The organism is Micromonospora sp. Mcm103 (assembly GCF_024519755.1).
GTDB classification, from domain to species: domain Bacteria; phylum Actinomycetota; class Actinomycetes; order Mycobacteriales; family Micromonosporaceae; genus Micromonospora; species Micromonospora aurantiaca.
Window position 1 is genome coordinate 264,969 of the sequence record NZ_JALJRJ010000005.1, and the last position, 12,941, is coordinate 277,909.

Below are 12,941 nucleotides of genomic sequence, written 5' to 3' on the forward strand. Positions count from 1 at the left end.
GCGTTCCCGTCGGCCATTCCCGTAAACCTCAGCCGTCCTCGCGATTCGGGTTCTCGGTCCGGAAGAAGTTGCTCTGCCGGCCGTCCCGCATCTGCTCCTGGTAGATCAGGTTCAGCCGCCGCAGGTCGAACGTGCGGAACCAGTCGTCCCAGGTGATCTCGCGGATCCGGCTGCTCTCCCGGTACCCGGGGATGTTGAACGTCAGTACTCCGGCCCGGCCCTCGCGCTCGGTGCCGGCGATGGTGGCGGGCTTCGCACCCCGCGCCCGCGCCCAGCGCTGGATCACCTCGTGGTTACGGGTGACCAGGCTCCGGCCCGGACGCTCCGGCCGGTCCGCGAGCGACGTGATGAGCTGCGACGACCCGATCGACCGGCTGGACGCCGGGCCACGGGTCGGTGCCCCCTGGGCCCGGGCGGACGACGCCTTCCGAGCCGGCGCCGCCTTGGCGCGCGAAGGAGCGGCCTTGGCGCGCGAAGGAGCGGCCTTGGCGCGCGAAGGAGCAGCCTTCGCCCTCGACGGGGCCGCCTTCGCCCTCGACGGGGCCGCCTTCGCCCGAGCCGGAGCCGCCTTCGCCCGAGCCGGAGCCGCCTTGGCCCGAGCCGGCATCGCCTTCGCCCGCGACGAGGTCGCCTTGGCGCGGGCGGTGGCCGCCTTGCGCGTACCCGTCGCCTTGGCCCTGGCGCCGGTGACGCGTGCGGCCGGCGCGGCCTTCGCCGGCGACGTGGCGCTCCGGCGGGCCGACGTGGTCCGCTTCGCCGCAGTGGTCTTCTTCGCGGCGGTGCTCTTGCGGGTCGCCGACGGCCGACCGGCCGGGCCGGTGCTCCGCCGGGCGGCGCCGCCCTCCCCGCGCATCGCCCGCGCCAGGGTCTTCACCAGTTCCGGCTTCCGCAGCGCGGAGATCCCGGAGACCCCGCGCCGCTTGAGCTGGCTGCGGAGGTCGTCCACCTTCATCCGGGAGATCGCCGACTCCGACACCCTCGGGGTGTTCGGCGTCTGATTGCCGGTTTGCCGCTTGATCCGGGTCGCAGTCGTGCCGCGACCTGAGCTGTTGCGCTGAGCCATGGGACACGCTCCTCGACAGTCCGTCCTCGGCCCGCGGTGGGTCCCAGTGCTCCGCACCGCGCGGGGCGGCATACCCGTCAGGAGGGCTCCGAACCTCCGGCGGACGATCCGGCAGCGGCGGAAGGCTCGAAGAGGTGCGCGAACGCGGCCAGGTTCGCTGTCGACTCGCCGCGCTTGACCCGCCACTCCCACTCCCGGCGGATGGCGGTGCCGAACCCGATCTCCAGCATGCTGTCGAACGACTCGTCCGCGTACGTCAGCACGGAACCGAGCAGCCGGTCCAGCTCGTCGGCGTCCACCCCGGCCAGGTTCACCCGGCCGGTCAGGTAGACGTCGCCGACCGCGTCGATGGAGAACGAGACGCCGTACATGCGGGCGTTGCGCTGGAGCAGCCACGCCCACAGCTCCTCGCGGCGCTCGTCCGGCTGGCGCATCACGAACGCCTCGACCCGCAGCGCGTGCTCACCCACGATCAGGTTGCAGATCGTCTTGAGCTTGTGCGTGCCGGGCAGCGTCACCGCGTACGACGTCTCGCCGGTGGACTCCCACTCCAGCTCGCGCTCCGCGCAGACGGACTCGATCAGCGCGGCGACCTCACTCCTGCGGCTCATCGCACCCACTCTACGACCGGCGTACCGGGGCCGCCCGGTGGCCGGTGGAGATCACCAGGAGCACAGCGCGGCCGGTTCGCCGAGCCGCCGCGCCAGCCGGGCCCGGTGCTCGGTGATCGCCTCCCCGTAGACCGCGAGCAGGCCGGCGGCGGTGCGGTGCCAGGAGAAGTCCCGGGCGTGCCGCTCGGCGCCGCGGCCCAGCGCGGCACGGCGTACCGGATCGGGCAGCAGCCGGGCCAGCGCGCGGGCCCAGTCGACCGGGTCGTGCCCGTCGATGAGCATGCCGCTGACGCCGTCGCGTACCGCCGTCACCAGGCCGCCCACGGCGGCGGCCAGCACCGGCGTGCCGCACGCCTGGGCCTCCAGCGCGACCAGCCCGAACGACTCGTTGTGCGACGGCACCGCGACCAGGTCGGCGGCGCGGTAGAGGGCGGGCAGGTCCGCGCCGGTCTGCGGCGGGAGGAAACGCACCCGGTCGGCGATGCCGAGCGCGTGCGCCAGCTCGATCAGGGCGGTGGGCCGGTCCAGGCCGCTGCCGCTGGGCCCGCCGCAGATCACCACGGTCAGCTCGTCGGCCAGCGCCGGATCCCGTTCACGCAGCGCGGCGGCGGCACGCACCAGCACGTCCGGCGCCTTCAGCGGCTGGATCCGGCCGACGAACGCGACCACGTACCCGTCTGTCGGCAGGCCGAGCCGGCGGCGCGCGGCCCGGGTCGCGGCGTCCCGGTCACCCGCGGCGGGACGGAACCGGTCCAGGTCGACGCCGGGTTCCACGATCGCCACCCGGTCCGGCTCGGCCGCGTACCGGTCGAGCAGGTCGCGGGCCTCGACCCGGGTGTTGGCGACCAGCCGGTCCGCCTCGGTGACCACCTGCTCCTCACCGATCACCCGGGCCTTCGGCTCGGGACGGTCCCCGGCGGCCAGGCGCGCGTTCTTGACCTTCGCCAGGGTGTGCGCGGTGTGCACCAGCGGTACGCCCCAGCGCTCCTTGGCCAGCCAGCCGACCTGGCCGGAGAGCCAGTAGTGCGAGTGGATCAGGTCGTAGTGGCCCGGCGGGCGGGCCGCCTCGGCCCGCAGCACCCCGGCGGTGAAGGCGCAGAGCTGACCCGGCAGTTCCTCCTTGGTCAGCCCCTCCAGTGGCCCGGCGGTCACGTGCCGGACGGACACCCCGGGCGCCACCTCGACCACCGGGGGCAGGTCACCGGCGGTGGCCCTGGTGAAGATCTCCACCTCGACGTCGGCCTCGGCCAGCCGCCGGGCCACCTCCAGGATGTAGACGTTCATGCCGCCCGCGTCACCGGTGCCGGGCTGGTGCAGCGGCGACGTGTGCACCGACAGGGTGGCGATACGGCGGGGCCGCGGCCACGGAAGGGCACCTCGCTGACGACCGACACCGGTGTGCAAATCCGCCACGTCCGCTCCCTCTGTCACGGTTGATGCCGTCCCGCACGACCGGCGCTTCTCGGTCAACCCGTGTGCCGGATGTCATCTTCCCCATCGGGGTACGGAAATGCTTTCCGCCGGGTCCCGGGCGTGACGGACCTCATCCCGCCGCAGGGCCCGGGGACGGGAGACAATGTCCGGATGACTTCAGTCGCCATCGTCACCGGGGCGTCCAGCGGGATCGGCGCGGCCACCGCCCGCCGGCTCGCCGCCGAGGGATTCCACGTGCTGGCCGCCGCCCGGCGTACCGACCGGCTGGCCGCGCTGGTCGCCCAGATCGAGGCGGCCGGCGGCGCGGCTACAGCGGTGGCCTGCGACGTGACCTCGGACGAGTCGGTGGCCGGCCTGGCCGCCGCCGCCGAGGCCGCCCCCGGGCCGGTCACGCTGCTGGTGAACAACGCGGGCGGCGCCCGCGGCCTGGACCCGGTCGAGACCGCCGACGTGGGCGACTGGCAATGGATGTACGACGTGAACGTGCTCGGCACGCTGCGCGTCACCAAGGCGCTGCTCCCGGCGCTGGAGCGCTCCGGCGCCGGCACCGTCGTCATCGTCAGCTCCACCGCCGGGCACGTGGTCTACGAGGGCGGCGGCGGCTACACGGCCGCCAAGCACGCGCAGACCGCGATCGCGGGCACGCTCCGGCTGGAACTGTGCGGCCGCCCGGTCCGGGTGATCGAGATCGACCCCGGCATGGTGAAGACCGAGGAGTTCGGCCTGGTCCGCTTCGGCGGTGACACCGACCGGGCCGAGGCGGTCTACGCCGGAGTCGCCGAACCGCTGGTGGCCGACGACGTCGCCGACTGCGTCGCCTGGTGCGCGACCCGCCCGCAGCACGTCAACATCGACCGGCTCGTGGTGCGCCCGCTGGCCCAGGCCGCGCAGCACAAGGTGCACCGGACGTCGTGAAGCGCGAGGAGTGAGCCGGTCTTGCGAGCCCCGCAGTCGCGAACCCTAAAGATGCGTGAAGCGCGAGGAGTGAGCCGGTCTTGCGAGCCCCGCAGTCGCTGACCCGGAGGCACTGATGGAACGTCCGCTCGGCGTGGCCACCCGGGGCACGACGAACCCCAACCGGCTCCGGCGGGTGGACAACTGGATCGTCGAGGCCTGCGGCGACGCGCTGCGCGCCGCCGCCGACCCGCTGGTGGTGGACCTGGGCTACGGCGCCACCCCGGTCACCCCGGTCGAACTGCGGGCCCGTCTCGCGGCCGAGGTCCGCCCGGACGTGCGGGTGGTCGGCCTGGAGATCGATCCGGTACGCGTCGCCGCCGCCCTGCCGGCCGCCGACCCGCCCGGGCTGACGTTCGCCAGGGGCGGCTTCGAACTGGCCGGACTGCGTCCCGCGCTGGTCCGGGCCTTCAACGTGCTCCGCCAGTACGACGAGAGCGAGGTGGCCGACGCCTGGCGTACCGTCACCGGGCGGCTCGCCCCGGGCGGGCTGCTGGTCGAGGGCACCTGCGACGAGCTGGGGCGGCTCGGCTCCTGGGTACTGCTCGACGCCACCGGACCGCGCACCCTCACCCTGTCGGCGAAGCTGACCACGCTGGAGAGCCCTGCCACGCTCGCCGAGCGGCTACCGAAGGCGCTGATCCACCGCAACGTGCCGGGTGAACGCGTCCACGACCTGATCGAGGCGCTGGAACAGGCTTGGCGCTCCGCCGCCGGCTACGCCCCGTTCGGTCCTCGGCAGCGCTGGCTGCGTACGGTCGAGGCGGTGAAGGAGTCAGGCTGGCCGATCCAGGACACCCCCCGCACCTGGCGCCACGGCTACCTGACGCTCCCCTGGCCCGCCGTGGCCCCCCGCTGACCGCGCCGCCCTCGCCCCGCCCCCCGCGCTCATCACCCGCCGCGCCCGCTGTCCGCTGGCCGCCAGCCGTTTAGCCGCCGATCTTGGAGTTGTGGCGCCTCGCGAAATGCGCTTATCGGGCATTCGAGGCGCCACAACTCCAAGATCGGCGAAAACCACCCTCCCCGTGGAGCCCTGATCTCGGCCGAACCCTCTCCCGACAGGTTGATCTTGCACTTGCTGCCCTGGCAAAGCGGGCTAAACCGCCCAAACCGAGGGCCGGAAGTGCAAGATCGCGGGGGCGAGGCGGGCGAGGGTGGGGGGATGGGTCAGATGGTGCAGTTGATGAGGACCGGCTCGGGGTGGAGGGTTACGCCGAAGCGGGACTGGACGCCGTCGCGGATCTCGCGCGCCAGCGCCACCAGCGCGGCCGTACTGGCGGTGCCGGAGCGGTTCGTGAGCGCCAGCGTGTGCTTGCTGGAGATGGCGACGCCCTCCGGGCCCGCGTATCCCTTGCCGAACCCGGCCTTGTCGATCAGCCACGCCGCGCTGACCTTCACCGCGCCGTCGGCACCCGGCCAGTGCGGCGGCTCCCCCACGTCGGCGGCGCGTTCCCGCATCTGCTCGAACACCTCGCCCGGCAGCACCGGGTTGGTGAAGAACGAGCCCACCGACCAGGTGTCCGGGTCGGTGGGGTCGAGCACCATGCCCTTGCCGGCGCGCAGCTTGCGCACCGTGGCGCGGGCGTCGGCGAGCGGCACCCGGTCGCCCACCTCGACGCCGAGCGCCCGGGCCAGTTCGGCGTAGCGGACCGGGCCGGACAGCGGGGAGCGGGTGAGCCGGAAGTCGACGGTGAGCACCACCCAGCGGTCGCTGTACTTGAAGATGCTGCCCCGGTAGACGAATCCGCAGTCCGCCGCGGCGATCCGCACCACCTCGCGGCGGGTACGGTCGTACGCCTCGACGGCGACGATCGTCTCGGCGACCTCCTGGCCGTACGCGCCGACGTTCTGGATCGGGGTCGCGCCGGCCGAGCCCGGGATGCCGGAGAGGCACTCCAGCCCGGACCAGCCGCGCTCGACGGTGGCGGCGACGAGGTCGTCCCACGGCTCGCCGGCTTCGACACGTACCGTGACGGTGTCGCCGTCCTCGGCGACGGCCTGGAACCCCCGGGAGCGGACGAGCACGACGGTTCCGGGGAAGCCCTGGTCGCCGATCACGACGTTGCTGCCGCCCGCCAGCACCAGCACGGCCTGCTCTCGGGCTTCCGCTTCCTGCACCTTTAGTACGATCTGGGCGGCGTTCTCGGCGGTCTCCAGCCGCCCGGCGGGTCCGCCGAGCCGGAGCGTGGTGTAGCGCGCCAGGGTGGCCGGATCGGTCGGGTCACCGGCAGTAGCCGGTTCGGCGTAGACGTCTGACACGCCTTTCACCCTAGGCTGAGGGGTAGCCGGAGCACCCACTGGTGGCCCGGTCACCCCCGGGAGGATGGCGATGAGCAGACTGCACCACACGAAGGACTTCTGGATCGGCGCGCTGCGTACGGAGGGCCCCGCCTTCGCCGCGGCGGTGGCCGAGGCGCCGCCCGAGACACCCGTGCTGTCCTGTCCCGGCTGGACTGTCACCGATCTCGCTCATCACCTGACCCGTGTGTACGTCTGGGCGGGCACCGTGCTGTCCACGGGCGGCGCCACGCGCCCGGAGCGGCACGACCCGGAGCCGCCGGCGGGTCTGACCGCGGCGCAGTGGTACGCGCAGGAGTACGAGCGGCTCACCGCGCTGCTGGAGGCGACGGATCCGGAGGCGCCGGCCTGGAACTTCGCGCCCCAGCCGAAGAAGGCAGCCTTCTGGCCGCGCCGGATGGCGCACGAGACGGCCGTGCACCGCTGGGACGCCCAGCTCGCGATCGGTGCGGGTGATCCGATCGAGGCGAAGCTCGCGGCCGACGGGGTGAGCGAGGTGCTGGACACCTGGCTGCCGGCGGGTCGGCGGGTGCAGCCCGGGCAGTGGCGCGGCGTGGTGCAGCTGAATGCGACAGACGCGGCGCAGGAGTGGTACCTGCGGTTGCGGGGTGAGGGGGTCGCGCTGCTGGACACCGCGACGATCCTCGACCACGACGACCACCGCGCGCGGGCGCAGGTGTCCGGTACGGCGAGCGATCTGCTGCTGGCGCTGATGGGGCGGATCAGCTTCGACGCGCTGGACGTGGCGGGCGACCCGGCCCTGCTCGGGGGCCTGCGGGTCGGCTGACGACGGGCACCGGACGGAGAGGGGCGGCGGCCGCCCCTCTCCGTTTCTTTTCGGACAGCTCTGAGAGCGCTCTCTTGACAAGGTCCGGGACCCTCCACCACGCTGTCGTGAGAGCGCTCTCTTAGTTCCGGAACCGCCTTCCACCACCCTTTTCGACGACCCGAGAGGTCAGGGACAGCATGCTCACCTTCACGCGCCGCCGCCTGGCGGCGGTGGCCCTGGTCGCCGCCACCGCATTGCTCGGCACCACCGCCTGCGGCGGCGGTGACGATGCCGCCGCCGACGGGCCGATAACGCTCACCGTCGACGTCTTCGGCCAGTTCGGTTACGCCGATCTCTACCAGGAGTACATGGCCAGCCACCCCGGCGTGAAGATCGTCGAGCGGGGCACCGGCGGCAACCTCGACGAGTACTCCCCGAAGCTCACCCAGTGGCTCGCCGCGGGCAAGGGCGCCGGCGACGTGGTCGCCATCGAGGAGGGCCTGCTCGTCGAGTACAAGGCCAACCCGCAGAACTTCGTCAACCTGCTCGACCACGGCGCGGCCGACCTGAAGGGCAACTTCCTCGACTGGAAGTGGAACCAGGGGCTCACCGCCGACGGCAAGCAGCTCATCGGCCTCGGCACTGATGTCGGCGGCATGGCGATGTGCTACCGCACCGACCTGTTCGCCAAGGCCGGTCTGCCCACCGACCGGGAGGCCGTGTCCAAGCTCTGGCCCACCTGGCAGGACTACATCAAGGTCGGTGAGCAGTTCACCGCGAAGAAGACGGGCGCGTCGTTCCTGGACGCCGCGACCAACACGTTCAACACGATCCTGCTCCAGACCGCCGGCAACAGCAGCGGCTACAGCTACTACGACACCGGCAACAACCTGGTCGTCGGCAGCAACCCGGCGGTGAAGCAGGCGTACGACACCACGATGGACATCATCGACTCGGGGCTGTCCGGCAAGTACGGCTCCTGGTCCGAGGAGTGGGTGTCGGCGTTCAAGCAGTCGAAGTTCGCCACCATCGCCTGCCCGGCCTGGATGACCGGCGTGATCGAGGGCAACGCGGGCGCCGGCGCCAAGGGCAAGTGGGACATCGCCCAGATCCCCGGCAACGGCGGCAACTGGGGTGGCTCGTTCCTCGCCGTGCCGAAGCAGAGCAAGCACCAGGCCGAGGCGATCGAGCTGGCCAAGTTCCTGACCAGCGCCAAGGGTCAGATCGGCGCGTTCAAGGCGAAGGGTCCCCTGCCCTCCTCGCCGCAGGCGCTGGAGGACCCGGCGATCATCGACTCGAAGAACGCCTACTTCTCCGAGGCGCCGGTCGGGAAGATCTTCGCCGAGGGCGCCAAGAGCCTGAAGCCGGTCTACATGGGACCGAAGAACCAGGCCGTACGCACCGAGGTCGAGAACGCCGTCCGCTCGGTGGAGCTGGGCAAGCGCTCACCGGAGCAGGGCTGGACCGACGCGGTCGCCAACGCCGAGAAGGCCGCCGCCAAGTAACCCGAGCAGCGCGTGCGGGCGGCCACCCGGCCACGGGGGCCGCCCGCACGGCGGAAAGGAGTCCCGGGTCATGGCCGTCCAGCTCGACGCCCGCCCGCCGGTCGCACCGGCACCCCGCCCCACCCGTCCCGGCCTGGGCAACCGGCTCAGCCGGATCGACACCAAGTACTCGCCGTACCTGTTCATCGCCCCGTTCTTCCTGCTGTTCGGCGTCTTCGGGGCGTACCCGCTGGCGTACACGTTCTGGGTCTCGCTGCACGACTGGGACCTGCTCGGCGCCGAGCACCCGTTCATCGGCTTCGACAACTACACGCAGCTGCTCGCCGACTCGGACTTCTGGCACTCGGTGGTCAACACGCTGGGCATCTTCGTGATCTCCACGGTGCCCCAGCTGCTCGCCGCGCTCTGGCTGGCCAACCTGCTCAACCGGCAGCTGCGGGCCCGGACGACCTGGCGGATGGCGGTGCTGATCCCGAACGTCACCTCGACCGCCGCCGTGGCGATCGTGTTCGCGGTGCTGTTCGGCCGCGAGTTCGGCATGATCAACTGGCTGCTCGACCACGTCGGGATCAGCGCGATCGACTGGAAGGCGAACCGGTTCGCCGCCTGGGTCGCCATCTCCACGATGGTCGACTGGCGCTGGACCGGCTACAACGCGCTGATCTTCCTCGCCGCCATGCAGGCCATCCCCCGCGACCTGTACGAGTCGGCGGCGATCGACGGCGCCGGCCGGGCCCGCCAGTTCTGGTCCATCACGGTGCCGCTGCTCAAGCCGACGATCATCTTCGCGGTCATCATCTCCACGATCGGTGGCCTCCAGCTCTTCACCGAACCGCGGATGTTCAACTCCGGCACCAACGCGATCCGCGGCGGGCCGCTGCGGGAGTCGCAGACGGTGACCATGTACATGTTCGAGAACGCCTTCGCGCCGCACTACAACTTCGGCTACGGATCGGCGGTCGCCTGGCTGCTGTTCGCGCTCATCGCCGTGGTCGCGGCGATAAACGTCCTGCTCCTGCGCCGGCTCGGCGGCGGCTCCCGCAAGGAGGTCTCCCGATGACCCGCCTCTGGTCGGCAAGCCGGCTCACCTACCTGGCGCTGACCCTCTCGGCCGTCCTGTCGATCTTCCCGATCTACTGGATGTTCGTGGTGGCCAGCCGCACCAGCGACACGATGGGCCAGGTGCCGCCGCCGCTCACCCCCGGCGGCAACCTCGGCGCCAACATCGCCCGGCTGTTCGACAACACCGACGCGTACTTCCTGACCGGCCTGATCAACTCGGCCATCGTGGCCACCACCGTCACGATCTCGGTGGTGTTCTTCTCCACGCTGGCCGGGTTCGCGTTCGCCAAGCTGCGCTTTCGCGGGCGCAACGCGCTGCTGCTGGTCATCGTCGCCACCATGATGGTCCCCACCCAGCTCGGCGTGATCCCGCTCTATCTGCTGATGACGAAGCTGAACTGGAACGACCGGCTGCCCGCCGTGATCGTGCCGGCGCTGGTCACCGGCTTCGGCGTGTTCATGATGCGCCAGTACGCCGGCCAGGCGGTGAGCACCGAGCTGATCGAGGCGGCCCGGATGGACGGCTGCAACACCGCGCGGATCTACTGGAACGTGGTGCTGCCCGCGCTGCGCCCGGCCGCCGCCGTCCTCGGCCTGCTCACGTTCATGACCACCTGGAACGACTTCCTGTGGCCGTACGCGGTGCTGAACGACCCGGAGAACCCGACGGTGCAGCTGTCGCTGCGGGCCCTCTCCGACGGGTACTACCAGGACATGTCGCAGGTGTTCACCGGTACTGCGATCGCCACGCTGCCGCTGCTGCTGGTGTTCATCGTCTTCGGCCGCCAGATCATCGGCGGGATCATGGAAGGTGCGGTCAAGGCATGAGCAACGTCCGATTCCCGGAGGGCTTCGTCTGGGGCGGGGCCACCGCCGCGTACCAGATCGAGGGCGCCGCCCGCGACGACGGTCGCGGCCCGTCGATCTGGGACACCTTCAGCCGTACGCCGGGCGCGGTGTTCGCCGGTCACACCGGCGACGTGGCCTGCGACCACTACCACCGGTACGCCGAGGACGTCGCGCTGATGGCGGAGCTGGGGCTGCGGGCGTACCGGTTCTCGGTGTCCTGGCCCCGGGTGCGGCCGGACGGCACCGGCCCGGTGGAGCCGCGCGGGCTGGACTTCTACGACCGGCTGACCGACGCGCTGCTGGACGCCGGCCTCGACCCGATCGTCACGCTCTACCACTGGGACCTGCCGCAGGCGCTGGAGGACCGGGGCGGCTGGACCGTCCGGGAGACCGCCGAGCACTTCGCCGAGTACGCGCTCGCCGTGCACGGCCGCCTCGGCGACCGGGTCCGCACCTGGACCACGCTCAACGAGCCGTGGTGCTCGGCCTACCTCGGGTACGGCTCCGGGGTGCACGCGCCGGGACGCCGCGACGCCGGTGACGCGTTCCGGGCCGTACACCATCTGCTGCTCGGCCACGGCCTGGCGGCGCGGGCGCTGCGCGCGGCCGGCGCGGAGACGCTCGGGATCACGCTCAACCTGGCCGACGTGCAGCCGGCGGACGCGGGCAGCGCCGCCGACGCCGAGGCGGTCCGGCTGGTCGACGGCCTGCACAACCGGATCTTCCTGGACCCGCTCACCGGCGGCGGCTACCCGGCGGACGTGCTGGCCCACGTCAGCCGGATCGTCACGCCCGACTTCGTCAGGGACGGGGACGAGAAGCTGATCGCCGCGCCGCTGGACCTGCTGGGCCTGAACTACTACGCGCCCACCTACGTGGCCGGGCGTGCGGGCGGCGCGGGCGGCGACGCGTACCCGGGGACCGCCGGGACCGTCGAGTTCCTGCCGCCGGCCGGGCCGCTGACCGACATGGGCTGGTCGATCGAGCCGGCCGGGCTGACCCGGCTGCTGGAGCGCGTCGCGGCCGACTATCCCGGACTACCCCTGATGATCACCGAGAACGGCGGGGCCTTCCCCGACAATGACCTCGACGAGCAGGGCGGGGTGGCCGACGCCGACCGGATCGCCTACCTCGACGGGCACCTGCGCGCGGCACACGAAGCCATCGCCCGCGGCGTGGACCTGCGCGGTTATCTCGTATGGTCGGTGCTGGACAACTTCGAATGGGCCGAGGGTTACCGGAAGCGGTTCGGGATCGTCCACGTCGACTACCTGACCCAGCGGCGCACACCAAAGCACAGCGCCCGCTGGTACCAGGAGGTGATCGCCCGGAACGGGCTGTGACGAGGTGGTGGTTACGGGGATGACGACGGCACAGCGACCGACCCTGGAGGCGGTGGCCCGGCTGGCCGGCGTGTCCCGGGCCACCGTCTCCCGGGTGGTGAACGGCTCGACCACAGTCGCCGAGCCGATCCGGCAGGCGGTACGCCGGGCGGTCGAGGAACTCGGGTACGTCCCGAACCTCGCCGCCCGCAGCCTGGTCACCCAGCGGACCGACTCGGTAGCGCTGGTGATGCCCGAGGCGGCCACCCGGGTCTTCTCCGACGACCAGGTGTTCCCGGGCATCATCCGGGGCGCGGCACAGGAGCTGGAGGCGGCGGACAAGCAGCTCGTGCTGATGCTCGCCGGTTCGCCGGCCGGGCACGAACGGGTCGAGCGGTACACCACCGGGCGGCACGTCGACGGGGTGCTGTTCGCCTCGCTGCACGGCGAGGACCCGCTGCCCGGCCGGCTCGCCCGCCTCGGCATCCCGGTGGTGTGCAGCGGGCGGCCGCTGGACGGCGCCGACGTGCCGTACGTGGACGTCGACCACGAAGGCGGCGTGAGCACTGCGGTGCGGCACCTGATCGCGAGCGGTCGGCGGCGGATCGCCACCATCGCCGGGCCGCAGGACATGGTCGCCGGGATCGAACGGCTGATCGGCTACCGCACCGCGATCACCGAGGCCGGGCTGCCGGAGCTGGTCGCGTACGGCGACTTCACCCGCGAGTCCGGCACCGCCGCGATGCGGGAGCTGCTCGCCGCCGACCCGGAACTGGACGCCGTGTTCGCCGCCTCCGACCTGATGGCGCACGCCGCCCTGCGCACGCTGCGGGAGGCCGGGCGGCGGGTGCCCGAGGACGTGGCGGTGATCGGGTTCGACGACATCGAGACGGCGGCGTACACGGAGCCGCCGCTCACCACTGTGCGGCAGCCGATAGTGGAGCTGGGCCGGTCGATGACCCGGCAACTGCTGCGGATCGCCGCGGGCGAGCAGGTCGAGCAGGCGCTGGTGCTGCCGACCGAGCTGGTGCTGCGCGAGTCCGCGTGATCATCCGGTCACGCTGATTATCCGGT

General features: G+C 72.1%; 12 protein-coding genes. 8 read left to right on the forward strand and 4 right to left on the reverse strand.

The genetic code is table 11. The features are described 5' to 3' along the window. Positions 1 to 28 precede the first annotated feature (28 nt). The 3 genes from OC439_RS30280 to mshA all read right to left on the reverse strand — a co-directional run bounded on the left by OC439_RS30280 (position 29) and on the right by mshA (position 3,087). On the reverse strand, positions 29 to 853 hold the full coding sequence (locus tag OC439_RS30280) for a hypothetical protein (RefSeq protein ID WP_410054906.1): 825 nt from the start codon (positions 851 to 853) through the stop codon (positions 29 to 31). A gap of 287 nt (positions 854 to 1,140) precedes the next feature. Continuing rightward, the gene (locus OC439_RS10315) at positions 1,141 to 1,674 is read right to left on the reverse strand and encodes a YbjN domain-containing protein (RefSeq protein ID WP_262013196.1); all 534 of its coding nucleotides are present in this window, start codon (positions 1,672 to 1,674) and stop codon (positions 1,141 to 1,143) included. 51 nt (positions 1,675 to 1,725) lie between these two features. Continuing rightward, positions 1,726 to 3,087 (reverse strand): D-inositol-3-phosphate glycosyltransferase, encoded by a 1,362-nt coding sequence (gene mshA / locus OC439_RS10320; protein WP_262013197.1) that lies wholly within the window; start codon positions 3,085 to 3,087, stop codon positions 1,726 to 1,728. A 171-nt stretch (positions 3,088 to 3,258) separates the two neighbouring features. Here mshA and OC439_RS10325 point away from each other — a divergent pair, with 171 nt between their 5' ends. Further along, entirely contained in the window at positions 3,259 to 4,023 is a 765-nt protein-coding gene (locus OC439_RS10325; RefSeq protein WP_262013198.1) for an SDR family NAD(P)-dependent oxidoreductase, read from the forward strand. Between the two features lie 115 nt (positions 4,024 to 4,138). Then, entirely contained in the window at positions 4,139 to 4,921 is a 783-nt protein-coding gene (locus tag OC439_RS10330) for a class I SAM-dependent methyltransferase (RefSeq protein WP_262013199.1), read from the forward strand. Between the two features lie 308 nt (positions 4,922 to 5,229). Here the strand turns inward: OC439_RS10330 and OC439_RS10335 are convergent, their stop codons facing one another. Beyond that, the gene (locus tag OC439_RS10335) at positions 5,230 to 6,321 is read right to left on the reverse strand and encodes a UDP-N-acetylmuramate dehydrogenase (protein WP_262013200.1); all 1,092 of its coding nucleotides are present in this window, start codon (positions 6,319 to 6,321) and stop codon (positions 5,230 to 5,232) included. Positions 6,322 to 6,391: 70 nt separating this feature from the next. Here OC439_RS10335 and OC439_RS10340 point away from each other — a divergent pair, with 70 nt between their 5' ends. From OC439_RS10340 to OC439_RS10365, 6 genes are all read left to right on the forward strand, one after another. Continuing rightward, positions 6,392 to 7,147, forward strand: coding sequence for a maleylpyruvate isomerase family mycothiol-dependent enzyme (locus OC439_RS10340; RefSeq protein ID WP_262013201.1), 756 nt, complete (start codon positions 6,392 to 6,394; stop codon positions 7,145 to 7,147). 179 nt (positions 7,148 to 7,326) lie between these two features. Next, positions 7,327 to 8,634: an extracellular solute-binding protein gene (locus OC439_RS10345; protein WP_262013202.1), complete on the forward strand. Its 1,308-nt coding sequence runs from the start codon at positions 7,327 to 7,329 to the stop codon at positions 8,632 to 8,634. 70 nt (positions 8,635 to 8,704) lie between these two features. After that, positions 8,705 to 9,694, forward strand: coding sequence for a carbohydrate ABC transporter permease (locus OC439_RS10350; RefSeq protein WP_262013203.1), 990 nt, complete (start codon positions 8,705 to 8,707; stop codon positions 9,692 to 9,694). After that, complete coding sequence (locus tag OC439_RS10355; RefSeq protein ID WP_030504579.1) at positions 9,691 to 10,524, forward strand: carbohydrate ABC transporter permease; 834 nt, start codon at positions 9,691 to 9,693, stop codon at positions 10,522 to 10,524. The genes OC439_RS10350 and OC439_RS10355 overlap by 4 nt, the downstream gene beginning before the upstream one ends. Next, complete coding sequence (locus OC439_RS10360; RefSeq protein WP_262013204.1) at positions 10,521 to 11,888, forward strand: GH1 family beta-glucosidase; 1,368 nt, start codon at positions 10,521 to 10,523, stop codon at positions 11,886 to 11,888. The genes OC439_RS10355 and OC439_RS10360 overlap by 4 nt, the downstream gene beginning before the upstream one ends. Positions 11,889 to 11,907: 19 nt before the next feature. Next, complete coding sequence (locus OC439_RS10365; RefSeq protein ID WP_135242205.1) at positions 11,908 to 12,915, forward strand: LacI family DNA-binding transcriptional regulator; 1,008 nt, start codon at positions 11,908 to 11,910, stop codon at positions 12,913 to 12,915. Positions 12,916 to 12,941 lie beyond the last annotated feature (26 nt).

Coding starts and splice junctions, on each gene's coding strand:
- OC439_RS30280 (WP_410054906.1), bottom strand. CDS start 853: ATGCGCGGGGAGGGCGGCGCCGCCCGGCGGAGCACCGGCCCGGCCGGT.
- OC439_RS10315 (WP_262013196.1), bottom strand. CDS start 1,674: ATGAGCCGCAGGAGTGAGGTCGCCGCGCTGATCGAGTCCGTCTGCGCG.
- OC439_RS10325 (WP_262013198.1), top strand. CDS start 3,259: ATGACTTCAGTCGCCATCGTCACCGGGGCGTCCAGCGGGATCGGCGCG.
- OC439_RS10330 (WP_262013199.1), top strand. CDS start 4,139: ATGGAACGTCCGCTCGGCGTGGCCACCCGGGGCACGACGAACCCCAAC.
- OC439_RS10340 (WP_262013201.1), top strand. CDS start 6,392: ATGAGCAGACTGCACCACACGAAGGACTTCTGGATCGGCGCGCTGCGT.
- OC439_RS10345 (WP_262013202.1), top strand. CDS start 7,327: ATGCTCACCTTCACGCGCCGCCGCCTGGCGGCGGTGGCCCTGGTCGCC.
- OC439_RS10350 (WP_262013203.1), top strand. CDS start 8,705: ATGGCCGTCCAGCTCGACGCCCGCCCGCCGGTCGCACCGGCACCCCGC.
- OC439_RS10355 (WP_030504579.1), top strand. CDS start 9,691: ATGACCCGCCTCTGGTCGGCAAGCCGGCTCACCTACCTGGCGCTGACC.
- OC439_RS10360 (WP_262013204.1), top strand. CDS start 10,521: ATGAGCAACGTCCGATTCCCGGAGGGCTTCGTCTGGGGCGGGGCCACC.
- OC439_RS10365 (WP_135242205.1), top strand. CDS start 11,908: ATGACGACGGCACAGCGACCGACCCTGGAGGCGGTGGCCCGGCTGGCC.